Source organism: Halorubellus sp. JP-L1 (assembly GCF_011440375.1).
Classification (GTDB): Archaea; Halobacteriota; Halobacteria; order Halobacteriales; family Natrialbaceae; genus Halorubellus.
Map to the genome: position 1 here is coordinate 1680957 of NZ_JAAOIR010000001.1, position 22337 is coordinate 1703293.

Consider the following 22337-nt stretch of genomic DNA (forward strand, 5'->3'; position numbering starts at 1 on the left):
GGAGCGACGAACGCAAGTGCCCGTGGCGACTCTCCTCGGACGACACAGCATGGACGTCCGATTCCTCGGCGGCGCGCGCGAAGTGGGGCGGAGTGCCGTCCTCGTCGACGACTCGCTCCTGCTTGACTTCGGACTGCTGACGGGGAATCCGATGCGGACGCCGATCGAGACGCCGACGCCGGACGCGGTCGTCGTCTCCCACGGCCACCTCGATCACGCAGGCGCGGTCCCCGCGCTGCTATCGGGGAGCGACCGCCCGCCCGTGCACTGGACGCCGCCGACGCGCGAACTCGCGCTCACGCTCGCACGGGACACGCTGAAACTGCACGGCGGCACCCTCCAGTGCCCGTTCACGGAGACGGACGTGCAGCGACTCACGCAGGTGTCGCGCACGCACGGCTACGGGGAGACGTTCACCGCGGCCGGGTACGAGGTGACGTTCTTCGACGCCGGCCACATCCCCGGCAGCGCGCACGTCCTGGTGGAGGACGACGACACGCGACTGCTCTACACCGGTGACTTCCACGTGGACGATCAGCGACTGGTGCCGGGGACGACCGCGCGGCCGGACGCCGACGCGGTGATCTGCGAGTCGACGTACTACGGCGTCGAGCACGACCCCCGGAGCGACGTCGAGTCGCGGTTCGTCGAGAGCGTCCAGGAGACGCTCTGGGAGGGCGGGACGGTGGTCGTTCCCGCGTTCGCGATCGGTCGCACGCAGGAGCTGCTCCTCGTCTGCGACGCCCACGACGTCCCCTGCTACGTCGACGGGATGGGGAAGGACGTCACGCGGATGCTCGGCCACCACCCGGACTTCGTCCGAGACGCCGACGCCCTCAAGCGCGCGACCAGCCACGCCCGGTTCGTCACCGGCCGCGACGGCCAGCGCAAGCGCATCACGGACCAGAAGGCCGCCATCGTCACCACGAGCGGGATGCTCTCGGGCGGCCCCGCGATGACGTACGTCCCGGAGATCCGCGCGAACCCGACGAACAAGGTGACGATGACGGGGTACCAGGTCGAGGGAACGCCCGGCCGCGACCTCCTGGAGACCGGGAGCGCCGAGTTCGACGGCCGCCGGATGCCCGTGAGCGCGCAGGTCGAGCAGTACGACTTCTCCGCGCACGCCGACGAAGCCGGATTGCGGGCGTTCCTCGACGACTACCGGGACGCACGGGTGCTCGTGAACCACGGCGACGACTGCGAGCGCTTCGCCGCCGACCTCCGCGCGGACGGCTACGACGCGAGCGCGCCCGCAGTCGGCGACACCGCGACGCTGTGACCTCCTCGCCCACCCCCAGTTGATTAGTAAACGTCACTCCATCTCGTGGGTTTAGAAGTAAAGGGGGTAGGTTAACCGTCCGGGACGGTTACCGGGACGCAACTTCGAACGCGCACCTGACGCCACCGCGAACGCGCACCGGACGCCACCGCGAACGCGCACCGGACGCCACCGCGAACGTGCATCGGCGCGACTGCTGGCTGTTCCCGGTTCCGACGTACCCTACAAATGTCCACGAATCACGAAACCCTCGACGCCGCGTCCGTCCTCGACGCGGCGACCGTCCTCGTCGTCGGCGCGGCCGACTGGACGACGACGCTCGCCGCCGCACTCGAGGAGCGAACCGCCGCGACGGTCGAACGAGCGACCGCGAACTCGGCGGCGCTCGACGTCCTCGAGTCCAGCGACGTCGACGCCGTCGTCACCGAGAACGCGCTCGAGGACGGGACCGGCATCGAGCTCCTCCGGGCCGTCCGCGACCGCACCGCGACGCTCCCCGTCCTCCTCGGGGCGGAGAACGGGAGCGAGGCGCTCGCGAGCGAGGCGACCGCCGCCGGCGTCACCGGGTACGTCGCCGTCGACGCCCCGTCCGACGCCGTCGTCGACGACGTCCTCGAGCGCACCGACCGTGCGATCCGGGCCGCTCGCCGGTCCCGGACGCGCCGCGATCGCGCCCGCCAGTTCGACGCGATCTTCCACGACGACCGCACCGCGACGTGGGTGCTCGCGCCCGACGGCACGCTCGAGCGCGTCAACCAGACCGCGCGGGAGGTCGTCGACGCCGACGTCGACGACATCGTCGGCGAACCGCTCTGGACGCTCCCGTGGTGGACGGACGCGGCGGACGACCGGGCCGACGTCCGGCGGATCGTCGAGACCGCGCTCGGCGGCTCGTTCGGGCACGCGGTCGTCCTCCGCGAGGGCGTCGACGGCGGTCGCGTCGTCGAGCTCTCGGCGCGGCCCGTCACTGACGAACGCGGTCGTCTCGTCTCCGTCGTCGTCGAGGGCGTCGACATCTCCGAGCGCGTCGACCTGGAGCGCGACCTCCGCCGGTCCGAGGAACTCCATCGCGTCACGCTCAACAACATGACCGACACCGTCCTCATCACCGACGAGGACGGCGAGTACACGTACGTCTGCCCGAACGCGCACTTCATCTTCGGGTACGGCGCCGACGAGATCCGCGACCTCGGCGGCATCGACGCGCTCCTCGGCGAGGACCTCTTCGACCGCGAGGAACTCGCGGAGACGGGCGTCCTGAAGAACATCGAGTGCACGGCGATCGACAAGGCCGGGCGCGAGCACACGCTCCTCGTGAACGTCCGCGAGGTGTCGATCCAGGACGGCCGGCTCCTCTACAGTTGCCGCGACATCACGAAGCGCAAGCAGCGCGAGGAGGCGCTCGCGACGCTCCAGGAGACGGCGCGGGACTTCCTGTACGCGGGCACGCACCGCGAGATCGCCCAGCAGGTCGTCGACGACGCCGCGAGCGTGCTCGACCTGGACGCGAGCGCGGTGTACCTGTTCGACGCCGAGGAGAACCACCTCGAGCCGGCCGCGTACTCGCAGGGGATGCGCGAGGCGCACGGCCCGCTCCCGACCGTACACGCCGACGGCCGCGACCTGACGAGCTACAGCTTCGTCGAGGACGAATCGCTGTTCTTCGACGATGTCCACGACGCCGACCGGCTCGCGAACCCCGCGACGGAGCTCCGGAGCACGACGTACATCCCGCTCGGGAGTCACGGCGTGTTCGTCGCCGGGTCGACGGACGTCGGCGCGTTCGACGACGTCGCGCGCGAACTCGCGGACCTGCTCGCCGCGACGGCCGAGGCCGCGCTCGACCGCGTCAGTCGCGAGAGCCGGCTCCGCGAGCAGGACCGCGAACTCCAGGCGCGAAACGACGAACTCACGGCGCTGAACCGGATCAACGAGACGATCCGCGAGATCGACCAGGCGCTCGTGCGCGCGGAGACGCGCGAGGAGATCGACCACACGGTCTGCGACCTCCTGACGGCCGACGACCGGTTCCGGTTCGCCTGGGTCGGGAGCGTCGACGGGACGGGCGACGTCGTCGAGCCGCGCGCGTGGGCGGGCGCCGACGAGGGCTACCTGGACGCCGTCTCGTTCGACGTCGACGCCCACCACGTGGAGCCGGCCGGGCGGACGGCGGCGACCCAGCGCGCGACGAAGGTGTCGAACGTCGCCACGGACCTCCGCGTGGCACCCTGGCGGAAGGACGCGCTCGCTCGCGACTTCCTCTCGGTCCTGAGCATCCCGCTCGCGTACGACGACGTCACGCACGGCGTGCTGACGGTGTACGCGGAGACGCCGGACGCGTTCGACGAGACGATACGGACCGTCCTCGAGGAGCTCGCGGAGACGATCGCGGCCGCGATCAGCGCGAGCGAACGCAAGCGAGCGCTACTGACGACGTCGATGACGCGCGTGGAGTTCGCGGTCGAGGACCGCTCGTTCGTCCTCGCCGCGCTCGCGCGCGCCGCTGACTGCACGGTCACGTACGAGGGCGGCGTCCAGCAGACGGCGACGGGAACCCAGGTGTTCGTGACCGTCGAGGACGCGCCCGTCGACGACGTCGTGGCGGCCGCACGGGACGTCGTCGGCGTCGACGACGTCCATCGAATGGCCGGCGGCGAGACCGGTGGCGTGCTCCGACTCGGGCTCTCTAGGCCGTTCGTCGCCGCCGAGTTCGCCGACTACGGCGCGGTCGTCAGCCGGATCGAGGCGACGGCGGCGGGGACGACGCTGACCGTGGACGTGCCCGAGAGCGTCGACGTCAGGCGCGTCACGCGCGTCGTCGAGGAGCGGTTCGACGACGCCGAACTCGCGTCGAAGCAGACGCGCTCGCAGGCGAGCGAGCACGGGTTCTACGCGACCGTCCTCGACCGCCTGACCGACCGTCAGTTAGAGGTCCTGGAGACCGCGTACTACAGCGGGTTCTTCGAGTCGCCGCGCCAGTGTACCGGGGACGTGGTCGCGGACTCGCTGGGCATCTCGCCGCAGGCGTTCTACCAGCACGTGCGAACCGTCCAGCGGAAGCTCTTCGCCGCGCTCGTCGACGACCACGTCCCCGTCTCGCCGCCAGCCAGCGCGTGACTCGACTGCCCTCCGGTGCGCGACCCAGCCACTCGCCCCAGCGTGGACTTTACTACTAAACCCCACTCGCGCCGAGGGGTTCGGTGACCAACTGCCACCTACTCACCGCCGTCGCCGCTAGTGGGTCGTAGAGCACCCGCGGTTCGCGGCGTGCTCCCCACACACCATGAGAGACGTAGACCACGATCCGAGCGAAGCGTCGCCGTACGAGTGTTTCGAATGCGGGAGCGTCGTCGTCGCCGAGGACAACCCCGGCGCGTGCCCGGACTGCGCGGGATCGTTACGCAATCGACGGACGCCCATAGAGTAAGATGGCTTCGACCACGACCACGGACGACGAGACAGACGGCGTCGACGAATCGACCGGCGGGGACGAGATCGCGAGCGACGGCGTCGACGGATCGACCGAGGCCGACGACGTGGACGACGAGACCGAGACGGAGTCGGCGCTGGAGACGGCGCGCCGGCAGCTCCAGCAGGCCGCGGCGCTCGTCGACGTCGACCAGCACATCGTCGACCGACTCAAGTACCCGAAGGCCGTCCACGAGGTGACGGTTCCCGTGGAGCGCGACGACGGAAGCGTCGACCTGTTCACGGGCTACCGCGCGCAGCACGACAGCGTCCGCGGGCCGTTCAAGGGCGGACTCCGGTACCATCCCGACGTCACGCGCGACGAGTGCGTGGGGCTGGGGATGTGGATGACGTGGAAGTGCGCGGTCATGGACATCCCGTTCGGCGGCGCGAAGGGCGGCGTGGCCGTCGACCCGAAGTCCCTCAGCGACGACGAGACAGAGCGCCTCACGCGCCGGTTCGCGGGCGAACTCCGTGACGTCATCGGGCCGAACACGGACATTCCCGCGCCCGACATGGGGACGACCCCGCAGACGATGGCGTGGCTGATGGACGCGTACTCGATGCAGGAGGGCGAGACGACGCCCGGCGTCGTCACCGGGAAGCCGCCCGTCGTCGGCGGGAGCGAGGGCCGGGACGGAGCACCTGGACGAAGCGTCGCGCTCGTCACTCGGGAAGCGGTCGAGTACTACGGGAAGGACCTCGCGGAGACGACGGTCGCAATCCAGGGGTTCGGAAGCGTCGGCGCGAACGCCGCGCGCCTCCTCGACGAGTGGGGCGCGAGCGTGGTCGCGGTCAGCGACGTGAACGGCGCGATCTACGACCAGAGCGGCCTGGACACGCACGCCGTGCAGTCCCACGGCGAACAGCCCGAGGCGGTCATGGGCCACGACGCGCCCGCGACGCTCTCGAACGAAGAACTCCTCGAACTGGACGTCGACGTCCTCGTCCCGGCCGCGGTCGGGAACGTGCTGACGGTGGAGAACGCGGACGACGTCGCGGCGGACCTGATCGTCGAGGGCGCGAACGGCCCGACGACCAGCGGCGCAGGCGAGGTGTTCGCCGAGCGCGATATTCCGGTGATTCCGGACATCCTCGCGAACGCCGGCGGCGTCACCGTGAGCTACTTCGAGTGGCTCCAGGACATCAACCGCCGGAAGTGGAGCCTCGAACGCGTCCACGAGGAACTCGACGCGGAGATGCTGTCGGCGTGGCATCGCGTCCGCGAAGAGCACGAGGCGCGCGACGTGACGTGGCGCGACGCCGCGTACGTCGTCGCGCTCTCTCGCGTGGCCGAAGCACACGCCACCCGCGGCCTCTGGCCGTAGGCACGACCGACGCGCGGCCTCGGACCGCCGGTCGCGACCGACGCGCGGCCTCTGGCCGGAAGTCGCTACCGCGGCGCGGACGCCGGTTCTCGCCCCGCGAGAGTCACGGTCGAGCTATTTGACCGTTCGACGCGTCACAGTAACCATGGTACTCCACCGTCTCCTCGTCGCCGCGGGGTCGGCCGTGGTCGCGTTCGGCGTCGTCGCCGTCGCGGTCGTCGAAGCGCTCGCGCCGCGAGCGGACGTCGGCGCGGGCATCGTCGGGGTCGGCGCGGGCGCGCTCGCCGCACTCGCGGTCTTCGTCGCGGTGGCGCTGTTCGTCGAGGAGCTCGCGGGGCCATCGCGGTGGGCGGTCGACGCGGTCGGCGCTGCCGGACTCAGCCTCCTCCCCGTCGCCGCGGTCGTCTACGTCGGCGCCGTCTCGCTTTCCACCACGACGGTACTCGGCGTCGCCGGAGTCGTCGCCGCGCTCGCGTTCGCCGGCGGCTGGATCGCTCGCGAACGCACCGCCTGACTGCTGGATCGCTCGCGAACGCACCGCCTGACTGCTGGATCGCTCGCGAACGCGACGCGTGACCACCCGCGACCGAGACCGCACCGATTCATCAATCCTTATTAACTGACCGACGCCGAGTTAGTAGCATGACGGTCGCGAGCGTCTCCATGCCCCAGGAACTGCTGGACAGGATCGACGAGTTCGCCGACGAACACGGCTACACGGGCCGGTCGGAGGTGCTCCGCGAGGGCGCGCGGAATCTCTTAGGCGAGTTCGAGGACAAGCAACTCGAGGACCGACAGCTCATCGGCGTCATCACCGTGCTCTTCGACTTCGAGACGAGCAACGCCGAACAGCGCATGATGACGCTCCGCCACGAGTACGAGGGCCTCGTCAAGTCGAACTTCCACAACCACGTCGGCGACCACCAGTGCATGGAGCTGTTCGTCCTCGAGGGGAGTCTCGAGGAGATCTCCGCGTTCGTCGGGAAGGTCCGCGCGACCAAGGGGACGACGACGGTCGACTACTCCGTGACGCCCGTCGACAGCGACGACCCAATCGTCTGAGGCGGTCACCGACCGGATTCGAGTGCTCGGCGTCGTATTCGAGTGCCTGGCGTCGCAGTCGTGCGCGAACCGGGCGTTTCCGGGGGAACGGTATTGCCGCTCGCGGCCGACGTCGTCGATATGACGGATCCGTTCGTCGTCGTCGGCGGTGACGCTGCGGGCTTGAGTGCCGCAAGCAAGGCCAGGCGCGAGGCTCCCGACCGCGAGGTCGTCGTGTTCGAGCGGGGCCAGTGGGTGTCGTACGCGCACTGCGGCGAGCCGTACTTCGTGAAGGGCGAGGTCGAGAAACTCGAGGACCTCCTGTCGCTGTCGCCCGAGGAGGTCGAGGACCGCGGGATCGACCTGCGTCGCGAGCACGAGGTCGTCGGCGTGAACGTCGACGCGGAGACCGTCGGCGTCCAGGGGCCGAACGGCCAGTTCGAGCAGCCCTACAGCGACCTCCTGGTGGCAACGGGCGCGCGCGCCGTCACCGAACCCATCGAGGGACACGACCTCGACGCGGCGCTCCCGATGCACGGCCTCGACTGCGCGGCCGCCCTCCGGGCGCTCCTGCTGGACCCGGACGCCGACCACCTCGCCGCAGTCGGTGGCGAGTCCTACGTCGACCGCGAACTCGTCGAGCGGTACGGCGCGATGCAGGCACCGGAGACCGTCGCGATCGTCGGCGGCGGGTACGTCGGCGTGGAGATGGCCGAAGCGTTCGGCGCGCACGACCTCGACGTCCACCTCTTCCAGCGTCCCGAACACGTCCTCGAGTCGTTCGGCGAACCCGTCGCCGAACGCGTCGAGGCGACCCTCCGCGAGCACGGCGTCGCGCTCCACCTCGGCGAGGAGGTCGCGCGCCTCGAAGGGAACGCGGACGGTCGCGTGAGCAGCCTCACGTGCTCGGACGGGACGACGCTGTCCTGCGAGCTCGCGCTCGTCGGCATCGGCGTCCGCCCGAACACCGCGCTCCTCGCGGACACGCCGATCGAACTCGGCGCGAGCGGTGCGGTCGCAGTCGACGAGTACGGGCAGACGAACGTCGACGGCGTGTACGCCGCCGGCGACTGCGCGGAGGCGATCCACGCGGTCAGCGGCGAGCCCGAGTGGGTGCCACTCGGCCTGACCGCGAACCGCGCCGGCCGCGCCGTCGGCACCACCGTCGCACGAACCACGTACGACGACGCTACCGACCGCGACGGCCACGGCGGAGACGGGGGCGACGGCGGCGGTCGCTCGCTTGCGCCCGCCGACCGCGAACCGATCGGGGACGTCGCCGGGACCGCGGTCACGAAGGCCTTCGACATGGAGTGCGGGCGCGCGGGCATCACGGACCACGCGGAAGCGCGCGAGTACGGCTTCGACCCCGTCACCGAGACCGTCACGACGCGCTCGCGCTCGGGCTACTACCCGGGCGCAGCCGAGACCGTCGTCTCGCTGACCGCAGACCGCGACAGCGAACGCCTGCTCGGCGGGACCATCGCAGGCACCGACCGCGCAGCCATCCGCATCGACACCGTCGCCACCGCGCTCGAGGCCGAGATGACCGTCGGCGACCTCGAACGCACCGACCTCGCGTACGCCCCGCCGTTCTCGCCGGTCTGGGACCCGATCCTCACCGCCGCGAAGGTCCTCCGTGGGACGCTGTCGGACTGACCGCGCCCCTCGAACGGCCGGACGCGGCGACCAGCGCAATTGTACGCATCGCACTTTTCAGTCTCCCCCACCTTCGGTACAGTATGTCCGACCAGTTCCCCGACCTCGACGCGACAGTTCCACTGATCGGCGCAGCCGAACTGAAGGCGCGCCTGGACGCCGGCGACCACGTCGTCGTCCTCGACACGCGCCGCCCCGACGACTTCGAGACGTGGCACGTCAGCGGCGACGCCGTCACCGCCATCAACGTCCCGTTCACCGAGTTCATGGACGGCGACGACCCCGCCTCCGGCGTTCCCGAGTCTCTCCTCGAAGCCCTCCCCGAGCAGTACGACGAGCCCATCGTCACGTGCTGCGCGAAGGGCATCTCCAGCCTCTACGTCGCCGAGTTCCTCGCCCGCGAAGGCTACGACGTCGTCGGGCTCGACGACGGCATGCGCGGCTGGGCGGGCCTCTACGAGTCCACGCCGCTCCCGAGCGAGTACGTCCCCGACGAAGCCGTCGTCCGCCAGTTCGTCCGCCCCAGCTCTGGCTGTCTCGCCTACCTCGTCCTCTCGAACGACGAGGCGATGGTCGTCGACCCGCTGCGTGCGTTCGCGAACGAGTACCCCGCCGCGGCCGACGAGCACGACGCTACGCTCGTGTACGCCGCTGACACGCACGTACACGCCGACCACGTCTCCGGCGTCGACGCGGTCGCCGACGCCACCGACGCCCAGGCGCTCGTCCCGCGAGGCGCCGACGAACGCGGGTACGAGGGCGACGCCGACTTCGTCGACGCAGGCGACGAACTCCAGGTCGGCGACGTCGCGGTCGAAGCCGTCGCGCTCCCGGGGCACACGAGCGAGATGCTCGGATTCCGCGTCGGCGACGTCTTGCTGGCCGGCGACACTATCTTCACCGACTCGGTCGCCAGACCCGACCTGGAAGCGGGCGACGAGGGCGCGAAGGACGCCGCGCGCCAGCTCTACGACACCATCCAGGAAGTGGGCGAACTGGACGACGGCGTCCTGATCGCGCCGGGACACACCTCCGAGACCGCGACCGCGCGCGACGACGGCACGTACGCCGCGACGCTCGGCGAGCTCGAGCAGCGCCTGCCGGCGTTCGAGCGCGACCGCGAGGCGTTCGTCGACGCGATCCTCGACGGGATGCCCCCGCGGCCGAACAACTACGAGCGCATCATCGCCGCGAACCTCGGCAGAGCCGCGGTCGACGACAGCGAGGCGTTCGAACTTGAACTCGGCCCGAACAACTGCGCGGCCGGCGAGTAGGAACTCGCACCCGGTCACTGCAGGCCGCGGACGGAACCGTGCGGCCGAGGAACGCACACCCGATGCCAGTCACGTTCACGGACGACGACGAAGGACGGACCGTGGTCGACGCAAGCGGTAGCACGCTCGGACTCGTCACGAAGGTCGTAGAGGACACGGCGTACGTCGACCCCCAGCCGGGGGTCGCCGAGCAGATCAAGGCCGCGCTCGGGTGGGGCGACGCCGACTCGGAGGAGTACACCGTCCACCAGGACGCCGTCGAAGCCCGGAGCGACGACGAACTGCGGCTGCGAGGCGAACTGTAGCCAGACCGCGTCGACCGCGGCGATCGCCCCGCCAGAGCGGTGCCGTCGCGGTCGAGACCGCGACTCGAAGGCGGCGACCCCGTGGGGGTTGGGAAACGCATACCCGCCGCGACGCCGACCGTCGAGTATGGTCGAGAACCAGTCCGAGACGTTCGCGATCGGCGGGACAGACGACGTGCATCGCCTCGGGTACGGCGCGATGCGGATCACGGGCGAGGACATCGTCGGTCCGCCCGCGGACGAGGCGACCGCGACGGACGTCCTCCGGCACGCCACAGACCTCGGCATCGATTTCGTCGACACCGCGGACTCGTACGGTCCCGGCGTCAGCGAGCGCCTCATCCGCGAGGCCCTGCATCCCTATGACGACCCGGACGTGTTCGTCGCGACGAAAGGCGGCTTGCTGCGGAACCGCGACGGCGAGTGGAAGCCCCTCGGCGACCCCGACTACCTGAAGAACGCGCACCTCGCGAGCCTCGACAGGCTCGGCGTCGAGAAGATCGACCTCTACCAGCACCACCGCCCCGACCCCGACGTCGACGTCGAGGACTCGCTGCACGCGCTCGCGGAACTCCAGGACGAGGGCGTCGTCGAGCACGTCGGCGTCTCGAACTACTCCGTGGAGCAACTCGAGCGCGCGAGCGATATCGTCGACGTTGCAACCGTACAAAACCGGTTCAACCTGAGCTATCGGGAGGAGCGAGAGGTCCTGGAGTGGTGCGAGGCCAACGACGCCGGGTTCATCCCGTGGTATCCCCTGGCTGCAGGTGACCTCGACGACGACGACGCCGTGGACGAGATCGCGGGCGCACACGACGCCACCCGCGAACAGATCGCGCTCGCCTGGCTCCTCCACACGAGCGACGTCACCCTCCCCATCCCCGGCACCAGTAGTAAAGAGCACCTGGAGGAGAACGTCGCCGCCAGTCAGATCGACCTCGACGACGACGAAGTGGAGCGCCTCGACGACGCCGCCTGACGCGATCGAGAACGGGTTCGTACGCATCCTCGAACCGTTACGCGCGAGGCAAAATACCGACCGCAAGGGAGCAGTGGACTCCGCACCGCCCCGACTGACGCTACTTCCCCGTGAACTGACCCTGTTCGTCGCGCCCCTGCTCCCGAGCCGAGCGTTTCCGGTCGCGCGAGCGGCCCCCCTCCGTCATCCCCTGGCCGCCCTCGTCGTCGTCACTCAGGTTCCGTTCGTGCTGGCCGCCACCTCGCTCCGACTCCCGACCGCGATCTCGCCCCCGACCCTCCTGCTGGTGCTCGACGCCGCCACCGATGTGGTGGTGCTGGGACTGGCCGGACTGGCCGCGCTGGCGACCCCGATCGGACTGTTGCCCGCCGTGCTGTCCGCGCTGCTGCTGGCTGCTACCTCGCTGTCCGTGCTGCTGGCCGCCGTGTCGCTGCTGGCTACCGCCCTGCTGCTGGCCCTGGCGGTCCGCGAACTGTCCCGGCTGGTCGCGCTGCTGGGACTGCACCGAATGCTGCCCGCCGCGCGACTGGCCCTGCTGCTGGCCGCCGCCGCGCGGACCGTGCTGTTGGCCGCCGCCGTGCTGTTGCTGGTCGCCACCGTGCTGCTGTCCCTGCCATCCACTACCGTGCTGTTGGCCGCCGCCGTGCTGTCCGTGTTGCTGTTGGCCGCCTCCACGTTGTCCCTGTTGCTGCCCGCCGTGCTGTTGCTGCCCGCCGTGCTGTCCGTGTTGCTGTTGGCCGCCTCCACGTTGTCCCTGTTGCTGCCCGCCGTGCTGTTGCTGCCCGCCGTGCTGTTGCTGCCCGCCGTGTCGTTGCATCCCCTGCTGCCGACCACCGCGCTGCTGGGGTTGCTGCCCGCCGCCACGCTGGCCCTGGTGACCCGCGAACTGCCCCTGCTGGTCGCGCTGCTGGGACTGCGCCGAATGCTGCCCGCCGCGCGATCGACCCTGCTGCTGGCCGCCGCCATGGTGACCGTGCTGTTGCTGGCCACCGTGCCGTTGCTGTCCCTGACCGTGCTGCTGACCCTGCTGCCCCCCATACTGTTGGCCACCGTGCTGCTGCTGCCCGCCATGTTGTTGCTGTCCCTGACCGTGCTGCTGCTGCTGACCGCCTTGCTGTTGATGACTGCCGAACTGCTGTCCATGCTGCTGGTGACCACCGGGCCGTTGCCCGCCCTGCTGCTGGCCCTGGTGGCCTTGGAACTGGCCCTGCTGGTCGCGCTGCTGGGACTGCTCGGCGTGCTGGCCGCCGCGCGACTGGCCCTGGTGCTGGCCGCCGTGTTGTTCTCGCTCCTGTTCGCCTCGTCGTCGGTTATGGTCGTGGTGTGGCATGATGAGTGAGTTCCGCTCTCTGAGTACTGACAGCACGATACGAAACGGGTCTCCCAACGACCCACTCGAAACACGCTACCGTCCGCCACAGTCTCTTGTGCTTGCGCCCGCAGGCTACGCCGAACGCCCCAGACGGGGCGTTCGAGCGTTCCCTGGCCGACGGCTGGTTTCAAGACCCCCGCGGGCGTCGAGTGTGACGAATGTCCGCGGCCACCGACCTGTTCGTGAACCTCGTCGGCGACAGCGTCCTCGTGCAGGCGCTCGTCGGCGGTATCGTCATCGCGTTCATGAACCTCTTCGGGGCGTCGCTCATCCTCTTCATCAGGGACCCGAGCGAGCGCTTCCTCGACGGCGCGCTCGGGTTCGCGGCCGGCGTGATGCTCGCGGCGGCGTTCACGAGCCTCATCCTCCCCGGGATCGACGCCGCGGGCGGCGACCCCCTCCCCGTGCTGTTCGGCGTCCTCCTCGGCGCAGCGTTCCTCGACCAGGCCGACCGGTTCGTGCCGCACGCGCACTACCTCCTCACCGGCAAGAAGCGCGAGGACGCCGCACAGCCCAGCGGCGACGTCCCCGCGGTCGACGACGCGAAGGTCGCGAGCGTCGTCCTGTTCATCCTCGCGATCACGCTCCACAACATGCCCGAGGGGCTCGCCGTCGGCGTCGGGTTCGGGAACGCCGCGAACGCGACCGGCGCCGACGCGACCGCTGCGCTCGCGGACGCGCTCTCGCTCATGCTCGCGATCGGCATCCAGAACGTCCCCGAGGGACTCGCGGTGTCGGTCGCCGCCGTCAACGCCGGCCTCGACCGGCGGACGTACGCCATCTTCGCCGGCGTCCGCTCGGGCGTCGTCGAGATCCCGCTGTGCGTGTTCGGCGCGCTCGCCGTCACGCTCGCCGCCCCACTCCTCCCGTACGCGATGGGGTTCGCCGCCGGCGCGATGCTGTTCGTCATCAGCGACGAGATCGTCCCCGAGACGCACTCGCGAGGCTACGAGCGAGTCGCGACCACCGGCCTCATGATCGGCGTCGTCGTCATGCTCTACCTCGACGTCAGCTTGGCATGAGCAGTCACTTCCTCGACGTCAGCCTCGCCTAACTCCTCGACGCACCAGACGGCGACCTCGCCGAACCGTCAAGAGGCTCGGCCTCGAACGCGACTGGCATGGGCGTTCACCGCATCCACCACGTCACGCTCGCCGTCGCCGACGTCGCGCGAGCCGAGCGCGCGTACCGCGACGTGTTCGGCCTCGACGTCCTGTTCCGCGAGGGCACGTACGACGGCGAGTTCGGCGCACTCCCCGACGGCATGGACTGGGAGACGGCGACGGCCGCCGGCGTCGACCCCGGCATGACGTTCCTCGGCCGCGAGGACGCCGCCATCGCGGTCGCCGAAGTCGAAGACGCCACCGAGTCGACCGAGGGCGAGGCCACCGGGTCGGCCGACGGCGACGCCGCTGGCCCGCTCGGTCACGTCGCGCTGCACGTCGACGCGGACGACGTCGCGGCCATCGCGGCCCGCGCCCGCGACCGCGGCTGGGACGTCGACGAGCGCGAGACGGCCGCGTTCGTCGTCGACCACGACGGCATCGAGTGGGAGGTGAACGCTTCCAGTCCACCGCCCGCGACGCCGTTCGACGCACTCGACCTCGACGCACGCTGACGCCGACCAGTCGCCGGCGCGGACCGCGCGAACGCTTCGTTTGGCATGGTGACACAGCCTCAGAGGAAGTATTTACGCCTCCAGCCACTAGCCTCAGCCATGACCGCCCAGGAGTCCCTCCAGCGACGCGATAGCGACGACCCGCCTCCAGCGACGCCACCGAAGGCGACGCTTTTCTGCCCCGACTGCGGCCGCGACGCCCCCGTCGAAGGCGACTGGGAGCAACGGCAGCGCCCCTACGGCGTCGCCGTGCACTGCCCGCGCTGCGACGCGCGCCTGACGCTCCGCCCCCAGTTCGCCGACGACGTCACCGACGTCCTCCACGGCGACTGATCCCGGCGGTTCGTCGAGGTCGAGGCCGACGACGGCACCCCACACCGAGAGTATTCAACCCATCACCCGCATCGTTGAAACATGTCCGAGCGCGCGCTCTCGGTCGCCGCGACCCTCACCGTCGGCGCATCCCTCGTCGTCACCTTCCGCGACGCCGTCACTACGTCGCCCACTATCGGGTGGGTCGTCGTCGCGTCCGGCGTCGGGATGATACTGACCACCATCGCGAGCGTCGCGTTCCCGGACGCGACCGTCCTCGGCAAACCACTCGGCGGACGGGAGCTTCCCCGCCGGACGTCGCTCGTACTGCTCGCCCTCGGGACGGTGTCGCTACTCCTCGCGGCGCTGGGAGCGTGAGAACGAACGGATTCAGTCCTCGGTGCCGCCCGCCTGCGCCGCCTCGACCTTATCGGCATGCGTCTCGAGATCCGCGGCGAGTTCGCGCGCCTGCTCGGGGTCGAGTTCGAGTTCGTCGACGTGCCCGGTGACGCCCTCGGGCTGGCCGTCGGCCTCGAACTGCAACTGCACGCAGTCGGGGTCCTCGCGCGCGCTCGTCGCGTTCGCCACGCCGAGCCCCGTCGCTTCGTCGTCGGCGGTCCGGACCTTGCAGTCGACGAGGTCGAGCGTCGTGTACGCGTTCACGCGCATCAGGCGTCCTACCATGCGTTCTCGGCTCGGACTACGGTAGCCAGCGGCATCAGTCGTCCGCCGGCGCGGCGTCGTCGCCGCCCCGGTCGAGCGGGACGCCGTCGCGGTCCGTCGGCGCCGGCGACGCCGCCATGTCGTCGTCCTCCGCGTACGGATACCACGTCCGCTTCGTGTTGTGCATCATCGGGTCCTCGTAGCTCGTCTCCTCCGGCTCGACGAGCGCCTCCAGGTCGTCCTCGTCGTGGCGCTCGACGAAGTCCCGGAACGTCTCCGAGCCATCGCGCTGGGCCTTGTACGAGTCGACGAGGTTCGCGATCGCGCCCGGGACCTCGTCCGCGGGGATGCGCTCGCCGACCCAGTCCGCGAACCGCGGGTTCTCGCCGAGGCCGCCACCGAGGCCGAGGTCGAACGCCTCCACGGGCTCGCCGTCCTTCCGCGTCTTCATCCCCCTGAGGGAGACGTCCGCGATCTGGGGCTGCGCGCACGACGCCGTGCAGCCCGAGAGGTGGACGTGGAAGTCCTCGACCTCGTCGGGGAGGTCGACGGTGTCGCGGAGGTGTCGCGCGTACCGGACCATCCGGTTCTTCGTCTCGACGATCGAGAGCGAGCAGAACTCCGTGCCCGTGCACGCGATCGAGCCACGCATGAACGGGCTCGGGTCGGGTTCGTAGTCCACGAGAAGGTCCTCGGCGAGCAGCTCGTCGAGGTTCTCGTCGGGAACGTCCGTGACGATGACGTTCTGACGTTGGGTCAGGCGAACCTCGCCGCTGCCGTACTCGTCGGCGAGGTCGGCGAGTTCGAGGACGTCCTCCGTCCCCATCCGGCCGACGAGGACGTTCAAGCCGACGTAGTTCTTCCCGTCCGCCTGCGGATGCACGCCGACGTGGTCGTCGTGCCCGTCGCCCTCCCGGCCCGCGTTGTAGCTGTACTCGTCGCGGAAGTCCTCGCCCGCGGACTGGAGTTCGAAGTCGACGAACTCCTCCTGGAGGACCCGGCGGACCTTCTCGGCGCCCCACTCGTCGACGAGGAACTTGATGCGCGCCGAGTAGCGGTCCTCGCGGTTCCCGTACGCCTCGAACAGCGCCGAGACGCCGTCCGCGACCTTCGCCGCCTTCCCGTGGGGCACGAACACGTCGATGTCGCGCGCGAGCCGCGGCTCGTTCCGCGCGAGCCCGCCACCGACGCGGACGTTGTACCCCTTCACGCCGTCCTTCGTCGCCGGCTCGAACGAGAGGTCGTTGATGTCGCCCTGCCCGCAACCCTCGCGGCAGCCGTTGACCGCGACCTTCCACTTCCGGGGCATGTTCTCGTACCGGTCGTTCTCCTTGAACTCGCGCTGGAAGTCGTACACGGTCTCCAAGGCGTCGACGTGCTCGTGTTCGTCCTTCCCCGCGACCGGACAGCCGACGATGTTCCGCCACGAATCACCGCACGCCTGCACCGTCGAGAGGCCCGCGGACTCGAGCGCGTCCCAGACCTCGACGATGTCCTCGACCTTGATCCAGTGCAGCTGGATCGCCTGCCGGGTCGTGTAGTCCGCCCACGAATCGCCGAACTCCGGATTCGAGACGGGACCGCTCGCGTACTCCTGCGCGACCTCGCCGACCACGCGCAACTGTCCGGGCTCCAGCACGCCGTTCGGCGTCCCGATCCGCATCATGAAGTAGCTCTCTTGGCCCGCGCGCTGGTGGTACAACCCGTACCACTTGAAGCGCTCGAACCACGCGTCGCGTTCGTCCTCCGGGATCGAGTCCCATCCCTCCGCCGCGAACCGCTCGATGTGCTCGCGGATGTCGGTACCATAGACCTCGGCCTTCCACTCCTCGACGTCCGTGGGCATCCTTGAACGAGCAGACGCGCCACGGGGTCATACCCCCAGCCGTCGCGTCAGGAATCCCCCGTACTCCCCGGAACCGGAGAATACTGCGACCCCGAGCACGGCCTACACGACCGGTTCGCTCGTCGCCCGCACCCCATCCGGCGGGTACGCGCGGAACGACCCGTCGAGGACGCGCCCGACGCCCAGCCCCGCGAACGTCTGCTTCTCGCCGCAGTCCACGCAGCGACCGACGCCGTCGACGACGACCTCCCGGCCGTCCACGCCGACGTCCGTGAACGCCTCCAGGAGGACGAACGCCGTCGAACACGAACAGAAGTCCGTCGCCACGAACGGCCAGACGTCCGTCGTCGCCACCTGCCGGCGGTTGTCCACGGACACCCACGCACCGTCGTCGAGAACGCGGAGTTGCGTCGTCATACCCCCACTCCGGCCGCCACAACCAAGGCCCCGTCGGGGACCGCAAACGTCCGTGCCGTCCACGACGCCACCACGCGCCCAGAGCCACTCGCCGTCGGTCGATTACGGCCCGCAATCGACGACCGAGATACCGGAAACCCCCTCCGGTACCCGTGAGTGCCGGACACGATTGGGGCCACGGACTCCCTTAACCCCGCCCCGTCCGTACGACCTCTCGATGACTCCCCCCCACGCCACCGACGACCCGCCAGCGGAACCCGGACCGAGCGCGGCGACGCAGACGAACGCAGCGAACGACGTCGCCCCATCGGCCGACGTCGCACCCGAACTCCACGAGGACACCGACGCATGACCGCCACCGACGCCGAACCCGAGGACGCCGTCGACGACGTCGAGCACACCGACGACGAAGCCGACCGCGACGACGCACACCTCCGGGACGTCGAACCCGGCGCCGGCTGCACCGAGATCTGGGAGCACCTCTCGGAGACCCGCGACGAATAGAGCCCACGGTTTTTCTCCACGCGCCCCCAACGAACACCAGATGCCAGACGAGGACGTGCCGCGCGCCGACCGGACCTCGCCCGTCGGGAAGCCCGTCATCCGCGGCGACCCAGCGATCACGGGCCAGACGCCGGAGGAAGCGGTCCAGTTCGACCCCGACGACCCCGAGAGCGTCGCCCTCGCCGCTGACACCGTCGCGCGGTTCGCGACCAGTAGCGTCGGCGACGACGACCACGTGTACGTCCTCCGCGGCGCCGCCGCGTGCGCCGCCCTCGTCCGCGGCGTCGGCTCGTACAAGACCGCCGCCGAACGCACCGACGGCGCCGCCACCGTCTCCTTCATCCGGAAGTGGGCGCGCGTCCACGACCTCCCGCGCGAAGTCCGACTGCACGTCGCCCGCGGCGACATCGCCCCGACCGCCGCGAAACACGTCGCGCGCCTCGCCGGCGAAGCCCGCTTTCTCCTCGCATGGGCCGTCCTCGACGCCGACCTCACCGTCCGCGACGTCCGCTCGATCGCGAGCGCCGTCGACGACGACACCCCAATCGACGCCGCCCTCCGCGACCACGACGTCCACCCAGGCCACCTCGACGTCGACCTTCCCCTCGCCGCGTACACCGAACTCCGCCGGCAAGCCGCCGCCGAAAACCGCACCCCCGGAAGCGTTCTCGCCGACGCACTCGCCGCCTACGACCCCGAACGCTACGACTGATCCTCTCGAACCACCGTCGCCGTGACCGGCGACCCCTCGAACACCGACTTCGCGACGTCCCCGCCGAACAGTCGGTCGACCACCGACCCGCCGTGACTCCCGACGACGACCACGTCGAACGCCGCGGCTCGCTCCACGATGGCCTTCGCGGGTCGCCCCGCCAGCACGTCCGTTTCTATCTCCGCGTCGTAGTCCGAAGCGATCGCTCTCGCACGTTCGAGGACCGTTTCGGCGCGTTCCGCCATCGCCCCCTCGGTGTCCGCTTCGAGCGCGAGACTCGCCGCCTGACCCATCATCGACGACGCTCCGCCGACCACGTGGACGACGGCGATCTCCGCGGACGGATAGACCTCCAGCGCGTGCCGAAGCGCCTGCTCGGCCATCTCGGAGTCGCCCATCGGAACCAAGACGCGTGATACCATACACCGCACTCGTGCGGAAGACGGTTAATTCCTGTCGCCCCGTCGCATTCGTCACTCCCCATCGAGGAACCCGACCGCCGCGTCCGCAATCACCGCAGCCGCCTCGCGCACTTCGGTGACGTCGACCGTCTCGTCCGGGAAGTGCGCCTGATCGATACTCCCCGGACCGAACACGACCGTCGGAATCCCCGCCGCCACGTAGTGCCGGGAGTCCGCACCGTACGTCGCCCCGTGCGGTTCGTCGTCCAGACCCGCGCTCGTCATCGCATCGCGGACCGCGTCCACGACCGGCTCGTCGACGTCGACCGCCGCCGGCTCGAACTGGATACCCTCGCGCTCGAACACCGGCGGATTGTCTCGCGTCCACGCGTCCGCGTCCGCGACCGCACGCAACCGCTCGCGGACCGCGCCCTCGACCTCGTCGACCGTCTCCCCGGGCGCGACACCCACCCGGACGCCCGCCTCGAGCGCCGCCGGCACCGACGACGCCCACTCGCCCGCGCGAACCGTTCCGACGTTCACCGGCCACCGGATCGGGAACTCGTCGTACAGCGGATGCGTGATGGTCTCGTCGCGCTCACGCTCGAACGCACGCAACGCTTCGTGAACGCGCTCGAAGTGCTCGATTGCGCTCTCGCCACGCCACCGCGTCGCCGCGTGCGCACTCCGCCCCTCCAACCGGATCTCGCCCATGAGACTCCCCTCGACCGCCGTGATACAGTCCAGCTCGGTCGGTTCCGCGACGATGCACGCGTCGCGCTCGAAGTCGTACGGCGAATCCAACGCAGCACTCGCCGCACCGATCCCACCCTCCTCCTCGCCAGCGACCGCCTCCACGACGAGACGGCCGTCGAGCCCGCGGTCGCGAGCACGCTCGGCGGCCGCACGCGCCGCGAACGCCGCCGCGACCACCCCGCCCTTCATGTCCGCCGCACCACGCGCCGTGAGTTCGTCGCCGTTCCACGTCGCCTCGAACGGCGGACTCGACCACGATCCCTCCGACGCCGGCACGACGTCCACGTGCCCGTTCAGGACGAGCGTCCGCCCCGCATCCGGATCGCCGAACTCGAGGACGCCGCCGACGCTCGGCCGATCCGCGACGTCAATCGCCGCCGGGTCGTCCGGGAACGACGGATGCTCCGCGAGCACGTTCGCGTCCGCCTCCCACGTCACCGTCTCGAACCCCCACTCCTCGAGCCGATCACGGAACCACGCGACCACCGCAGCCTCCTCACCCGGCGTCGACGCATACTCCACGATCGACGACAACACTGACCGCACCTCGCCACCATCCACCGCATCCAGTGACTCCATACGAGGACGCTCACCCAGCACGCTCCTAAGCGTTCTCCACTGCATCGACAATCCTTAAATACGCGCGACCGAAACCAACCCACGAGGGCCGGTAGCTCAGTTGGCAGAGCGTCTGGCTTTTAACCAGACGGTCGGGGGTTCAAGTCCCTCCCGGCCCGCTACTTCGCGCTGCGAACGACGGTGAGCAGCGCGAATCGGAACGGGAGGACTTGAATCAGGGAGCGGAGCGAATGAAGTGAGCGAAGTGACCGTGGTTCAAGTCCCTCCCGGCCCGCTCTTGCGAGGGTCCCGCGAACGGAGTGAGCGGGACGTCGAAGCGTGTACGCTTCGGAAGACGAACGTGCCGAGCGGAGCGGCCACGGAGGGACTGAACCCTGCGAGTCGCGCGTAGCGAACGAATGTGAGCGAAGTGACCGTGGTTCAAGTCCCTCCCGGTCCGTCGCGTCGAGCTACGGGTGACGACGCGTAGCGCGGCGTGGAGAACGCGCAGTGGCGAGCGCTGGTCGTGAGATGCGTGAGAGAAGCCGTCGACTCGAGGTGGCGAGCGTTACTCCTTACGGGGGAGGAACGCGAGCCCGAGCAGGAGGACGATAGTCGTGGTACTCCCGATCGTGATCCCCCAGACGCCGTTGATGCGGTCGTGGAACCGACTCTCCTTCCGGATGGTGTCCTGGAGCGCTTGCTGCTGGTTCTCGCCCTGCCCCAGGCGGACGGTATCGTTGTCCTCGAAGTGAACGACGTACGGCTGTCCGTTCAGGGAGACGTTCTGGTGGTTCGCCGCGGCGACCTCGTTCGTCGTCGGCGCAATCCACTCGAGACGCACGGAACTGTTCGAGACGTTCGCAACCGTCGTCTGGTTCCCACTACGGTCGATCGTCTCCGACTCGCGGAGCGTCACGTTCTGGATCGACTCGTTCGACGAATTCGAGACGAACGCCGTAACCGCGACGTCCTGTCGACCACCCTCGTCCGGCGCACTATCGATGTACTGGACGCCACCATCCCACGCAGGCCGATACTGCTCGGTCGGCTCCCAACGAAGGAGAACGCGATCAGTCCCGTTCTCCGGCAGGACGCGCCGCGTCTGATTCTCGTACTCGACCGTCGAATTCGCCGCCCACGTCTCCGAGTACTCCGCCGACTCGTTCGTCCACTCGAAGACGATCTCGTACGACACACCACCACCGCCACCGTGACCACCGCCCTCTTCGGCCGTCGCGGACACCGACGCGACCGTGTACGTCCGACCATCGACCGTCACGGTATCACCCTCCTCGATCTCGCGTACGTCGTCACCACTGATCGTGACGTCGGGCGCGTCCGCAGTCGCGATGAACGCGTACGACCCGGCAGCGATCACGAGAAAGAACGCGATATACGCCGCCGCTGCTCGTCGTTGCATAATCGAAGCGAAGGACGCACTCGGTATAACGGTTACTAACTGCGCACGAGCACGAAACACGACACCGACGCCGACCACACCACCCACCAGCACGAACCACTCACCGAAGCCATCCACCAGAACACCACAGAGAACACTCACGAACAACGAACGCGAACAGCGAGAAGCCAAGGGCCGGATTTGAACCGGCGGGGGTGCGGCTCTGCAGGCCGCTGCGTTCGGCCGGACTCTGCCACCTTGGCGCACCCACACCTACCGACTCGCCGAATTTAAGCATAGCGGAACACCCTCACCACACCACCGGTTCGGCGCGCGAGCGAGCCCGCTCCGGCGAGCACCGCGCGAACGCAGTGAGCGCGTCGCGAGCCGGCGCGGGCCACACACCCGCGAGGGACGCCGCCGGCGCGGGCGAGCACCGC

At 69.7% G+C, this 22337-nt stretch carries 24 protein-coding genes and 2 tRNA genes; 19 read left to right on the top strand and 7 right to left on the bottom strand.

Annotation, left to right across the window (positions count from 1 at the left end; translation table 11 throughout):
- The first annotated feature begins 49 nt into the window (after positions 1-49).
- From G9C85_RS08565 to G9C85_RS08635, 15 genes are all read left to right on the top strand, one after another.
- The gene (locus G9C85_RS08565; protein WP_166038830.1) at positions 50-1282 is read left to right on the top strand and encodes an MBL fold metallo-hydrolase; all 1233 of its coding nucleotides are present in this window, start codon (positions 50-52) and stop codon (positions 1280-1282) included.
- A gap of 228 nt (positions 1283-1510) precedes the next feature.
- Positions 1511-4399, top strand: a complete 2889-nt coding sequence (locus tag G9C85_RS08570; RefSeq protein ID WP_166038832.1) for a bacterio-opsin activator domain-containing protein — start codon at positions 1511-1513, stop codon at positions 4397-4399.
- A 166-nt stretch (positions 4400-4565) separates the two neighbouring features.
- Positions 4566-4709 carry a rubrerythrin-like domain-containing protein gene (locus G9C85_RS08575; RefSeq protein WP_166038835.1) on the top strand — a complete coding sequence of 48 codons (144 nt, stop codon included), beginning with the start codon at positions 4566-4568 and terminating at the stop codon, positions 4707-4709.
- Position 4710: 1 nt separating this feature from the next.
- Positions 4711-6078: a glutamate dehydrogenase GdhB gene (gene gdhB / locus G9C85_RS08580; RefSeq protein ID WP_166038837.1), complete on the top strand. Its 1368-nt coding sequence runs from the start codon at positions 4711-4713 to the stop codon at positions 6076-6078.
- A gap of 145 nt (positions 6079-6223) precedes the next feature.
- Positions 6224-6592 carry a hypothetical protein gene (locus G9C85_RS08585; protein WP_166038839.1) on the top strand — a complete coding sequence of 123 codons (369 nt, stop codon included), beginning with the start codon at positions 6224-6226 and terminating at the stop codon, positions 6590-6592.
- A gap of 128 nt (positions 6593-6720) precedes the next feature.
- Complete coding sequence (locus tag G9C85_RS08590) at positions 6721-7140, top strand: CopG family ribbon-helix-helix protein (protein ID WP_166038841.1); 420 nt, start codon at positions 6721-6723, stop codon at positions 7138-7140.
- Positions 7141-7260: 120 nt separating this feature from the next.
- Complete coding sequence (locus G9C85_RS08595) at positions 7261-8778, top strand: FAD-dependent oxidoreductase (RefSeq protein ID WP_166038843.1); 1518 nt, start codon at positions 7261-7263, stop codon at positions 8776-8778.
- An 83-nt stretch (positions 8779-8861) separates the two neighbouring features.
- Positions 8862-10052: an MBL fold metallo-hydrolase gene (locus G9C85_RS08600; protein ID WP_166038845.1), complete on the top strand. Its 1191-nt coding sequence runs from the start codon at positions 8862-8864 to the stop codon at positions 10050-10052.
- 62 nt (positions 10053-10114) lie between these two features.
- Positions 10115-10357, top strand: a complete 243-nt coding sequence (locus tag G9C85_RS08605) for a hypothetical protein (RefSeq protein WP_166038847.1) — start codon at positions 10115-10117, stop codon at positions 10355-10357.
- Positions 10358-10484: 127 nt separating this feature from the next.
- On the top strand, positions 10485-11336 hold the full coding sequence (locus tag G9C85_RS08610; RefSeq protein ID WP_166038849.1) for an aldo/keto reductase: 852 nt from the start codon (positions 10485-10487) through the stop codon (positions 11334-11336).
- A gap of 73 nt (positions 11337-11409) precedes the next feature.
- Complete coding sequence (locus G9C85_RS08615; protein WP_166038850.1) at positions 11410-12675, top strand: hypothetical protein; 1266 nt, start codon at positions 11410-11412, stop codon at positions 12673-12675.
- A gap of 191 nt (positions 12676-12866) precedes the next feature.
- Positions 12867-13730, top strand: coding sequence for a ZIP family metal transporter (locus G9C85_RS08620; protein ID WP_166038852.1), 864 nt, complete (start codon positions 12867-12869; stop codon positions 13728-13730).
- Between the two features lie 98 nt (positions 13731-13828).
- Positions 13829-14326, top strand: coding sequence for a VOC family protein (locus G9C85_RS08625; protein WP_166038854.1), 498 nt, complete (start codon positions 13829-13831; stop codon positions 14324-14326).
- Positions 14327-14425: 99 nt separating this feature from the next.
- Positions 14426-14659 (top strand): hypothetical protein, encoded by a 234-nt coding sequence (locus tag G9C85_RS08630; protein ID WP_166038856.1) that lies wholly within the window; start codon positions 14426-14428, stop codon positions 14657-14659.
- Positions 14660-14740: 81 nt separating this feature from the next.
- A complete protein-coding gene (locus G9C85_RS08635; RefSeq protein ID WP_166038858.1) occupies positions 14741-15016 on the top strand; it encodes a hypothetical protein in 276 nt (91 codons plus the stop codon).
- Positions 15017-15028: 12 nt separating this feature from the next.
- Here G9C85_RS08635 and G9C85_RS08640 read toward each other — a convergent pair whose 3' ends face one another.
- The 3 genes from G9C85_RS08640 to G9C85_RS08650 form a co-directional block, all read right to left on the bottom strand.
- Positions 15029-15322, bottom strand: coding sequence for a DUF6360 family protein (locus tag G9C85_RS08640; protein ID WP_166038860.1), 294 nt, complete (start codon positions 15320-15322; stop codon positions 15029-15031).
- A 34-nt stretch (positions 15323-15356) separates the two neighbouring features.
- Positions 15357-17147 (bottom strand): nitrite/sulfite reductase, encoded by a 1791-nt coding sequence (locus G9C85_RS08645; RefSeq protein WP_166038862.1) that lies wholly within the window; start codon positions 17145-17147, stop codon positions 15357-15359.
- A 102-nt stretch (positions 17148-17249) separates the two neighbouring features.
- Positions 17250-17564: a hypothetical protein gene (locus G9C85_RS08650; protein WP_166038864.1), complete on the bottom strand. Its 315-nt coding sequence runs from the start codon at positions 17562-17564 to the stop codon at positions 17250-17252.
- A 217-nt stretch (positions 17565-17781) separates the two neighbouring features.
- On the opposite strand from G9C85_RS08650, the gene G9C85_RS19100 reads away from it, so the two are divergent.
- Genes G9C85_RS19100 through G9C85_RS08660 form a run of 3 tightly spaced genes read left to right on the top strand, consistent with a single transcriptional unit; the run spans position 17782 to position 18780 of the window.
- A complete protein-coding gene (locus G9C85_RS19100; RefSeq protein WP_275690764.1) occupies positions 17782-17916 on the top strand; it encodes a hypothetical protein in 135 nt (44 codons plus the stop codon).
- A complete protein-coding gene (locus G9C85_RS08655) occupies positions 17913-18068 on the top strand; it encodes a hypothetical protein (protein ID WP_166038866.1) in 156 nt (51 codons plus the stop codon). The genes G9C85_RS19100 and G9C85_RS08655 overlap by 4 nt, the downstream gene beginning before the upstream one ends.
- A 40-nt stretch (positions 18069-18108) precedes the next feature.
- A complete protein-coding gene (locus G9C85_RS08660; RefSeq protein ID WP_166038868.1) occupies positions 18109-18780 on the top strand; it encodes a hypothetical protein in 672 nt (223 codons plus the stop codon).
- Here G9C85_RS08660 and G9C85_RS08665 read toward each other — a convergent pair.
- Together G9C85_RS08665 and G9C85_RS08670 are read right to left on the bottom strand one after the other, a co-directional pair.
- Positions 18771-19202, bottom strand: a complete 432-nt coding sequence (locus G9C85_RS08665; RefSeq protein ID WP_166038870.1) for a universal stress protein — start codon at positions 19200-19202, stop codon at positions 18771-18773. The two genes, G9C85_RS08660 and G9C85_RS08665, sit on opposite strands and share 10 nt — an antisense overlap.
- A 51-nt stretch (positions 19203-19253) precedes the next feature.
- Positions 19254-20516: an ArgE/DapE family deacylase gene (locus G9C85_RS08670; protein ID WP_166038873.1), complete on the bottom strand. Its 1263-nt coding sequence runs from the start codon at positions 20514-20516 to the stop codon at positions 19254-19256.
- 85 nt (positions 20517-20601) lie between these two features.
- Between G9C85_RS08670 and G9C85_RS08675 the strand changes: the two genes are divergently transcribed.
- Positions 20602-20674, top strand: a tRNA-Lys gene (locus G9C85_RS08675).
- Between the two features lie 389 nt (positions 20675-21063).
- Here G9C85_RS08675 and G9C85_RS08680 read toward each other — a convergent pair.
- Both G9C85_RS08680 and G9C85_RS08685 read right to left on the bottom strand, forming a co-directional pair.
- Positions 21064-21918, bottom strand: a complete 855-nt coding sequence (locus G9C85_RS08680) for a hypothetical protein (RefSeq protein WP_166038875.1) — start codon at positions 21916-21918, stop codon at positions 21064-21066.
- 165 nt (positions 21919-22083) lie between these two features.
- A tRNA-Cys gene (locus G9C85_RS08685) sits at positions 22084-22160 on the bottom strand.
- Positions 22161-22337: the final 177 nt, after the last annotated feature.

Excerpts from the sequence above, each read along its gene's own strand:
- G9C85_RS08565 (WP_166038830.1), top strand. The coding sequence starts at position 50 with ATGGACGTCCGATTCCTCGGCGGCGCGCGCGAAGTGGGGCGGAGTGCC.
- G9C85_RS08570 (WP_166038832.1), top strand. The coding sequence starts at position 1,511 with ATGTCCACGAATCACGAAACCCTCGACGCCGCGTCCGTCCTCGACGCG.
- G9C85_RS08575 (WP_166038835.1), top strand. The coding sequence starts at position 4,566 with ATGAGAGACGTAGACCACGATCCGAGCGAAGCGTCGCCGTACGAGTGT.
- gdhB (WP_166038837.1), top strand. The coding sequence starts at position 4,711 with ATGGCTTCGACCACGACCACGGACGACGAGACAGACGGCGTCGACGAA.
- G9C85_RS08585 (WP_166038839.1), top strand. The coding sequence starts at position 6,224 with ATGGTACTCCACCGTCTCCTCGTCGCCGCGGGGTCGGCCGTGGTCGCG.
- G9C85_RS08590 (WP_166038841.1), top strand. The coding sequence starts at position 6,721 with ATGACGGTCGCGAGCGTCTCCATGCCCCAGGAACTGCTGGACAGGATC.
- G9C85_RS08595 (WP_166038843.1), top strand. The coding sequence starts at position 7,261 with ATGACGGATCCGTTCGTCGTCGTCGGCGGTGACGCTGCGGGCTTGAGT.
- G9C85_RS08600 (WP_166038845.1), top strand. The coding sequence starts at position 8,862 with ATGTCCGACCAGTTCCCCGACCTCGACGCGACAGTTCCACTGATCGGC.
- G9C85_RS08605 (WP_166038847.1), top strand. The coding sequence starts at position 10,115 with ATGCCAGTCACGTTCACGGACGACGACGAAGGACGGACCGTGGTCGAC.
- G9C85_RS08610 (WP_166038849.1), top strand. The coding sequence starts at position 10,485 with ATGGTCGAGAACCAGTCCGAGACGTTCGCGATCGGCGGGACAGACGAC.
- G9C85_RS08620 (WP_166038852.1), top strand. The coding sequence starts at position 12,867 with ATGTCCGCGGCCACCGACCTGTTCGTGAACCTCGTCGGCGACAGCGTC.
- G9C85_RS08625 (WP_166038854.1), top strand. The coding sequence starts at position 13,829 with ATGGGCGTTCACCGCATCCACCACGTCACGCTCGCCGTCGCCGACGTC.
- G9C85_RS08630 (WP_166038856.1), top strand. The coding sequence starts at position 14,426 with ATGACCGCCCAGGAGTCCCTCCAGCGACGCGATAGCGACGACCCGCCT.
- G9C85_RS08635 (WP_166038858.1), top strand. The coding sequence starts at position 14,741 with ATGTCCGAGCGCGCGCTCTCGGTCGCCGCGACCCTCACCGTCGGCGCA.
- G9C85_RS08640 (WP_166038860.1), bottom strand. The coding sequence starts at position 15,322 with ATGGTAGGACGCCTGATGCGCGTGAACGCGTACACGACGCTCGACCTC.
- G9C85_RS08645 (WP_166038862.1), bottom strand. The coding sequence starts at position 17,147 with ATGCCCACGGACGTCGAGGAGTGGAAGGCCGAGGTCTATGGTACCGAC.
- G9C85_RS08650 (WP_166038864.1), bottom strand. The coding sequence starts at position 17,564 with ATGACGACGCAACTCCGCGTTCTCGACGACGGTGCGTGGGTGTCCGTG.
- G9C85_RS19100 (WP_275690764.1), top strand. The coding sequence starts at position 17,782 with ATGACTCCCCCCCACGCCACCGACGACCCGCCAGCGGAACCCGGACCG.
- G9C85_RS08655 (WP_166038866.1), top strand. The coding sequence starts at position 17,913 with ATGACCGCCACCGACGCCGAACCCGAGGACGCCGTCGACGACGTCGAG.
- G9C85_RS08660 (WP_166038868.1), top strand. The coding sequence starts at position 18,109 with ATGCCAGACGAGGACGTGCCGCGCGCCGACCGGACCTCGCCCGTCGGG.
- G9C85_RS08665 (WP_166038870.1), bottom strand. The coding sequence starts at position 19,202 with ATGGTATCACGCGTCTTGGTTCCGATGGGCGACTCCGAGATGGCCGAG.
- G9C85_RS08670 (WP_166038873.1), bottom strand. The coding sequence starts at position 20,516 with ATGGAGTCACTGGATGCGGTGGATGGTGGCGAGGTGCGGTCAGTGTTG.
- G9C85_RS08680 (WP_166038875.1), bottom strand. The coding sequence starts at position 21,918 with ATGCAACGACGAGCAGCGGCGGCGTATATCGCGTTCTTTCTCGTGATC.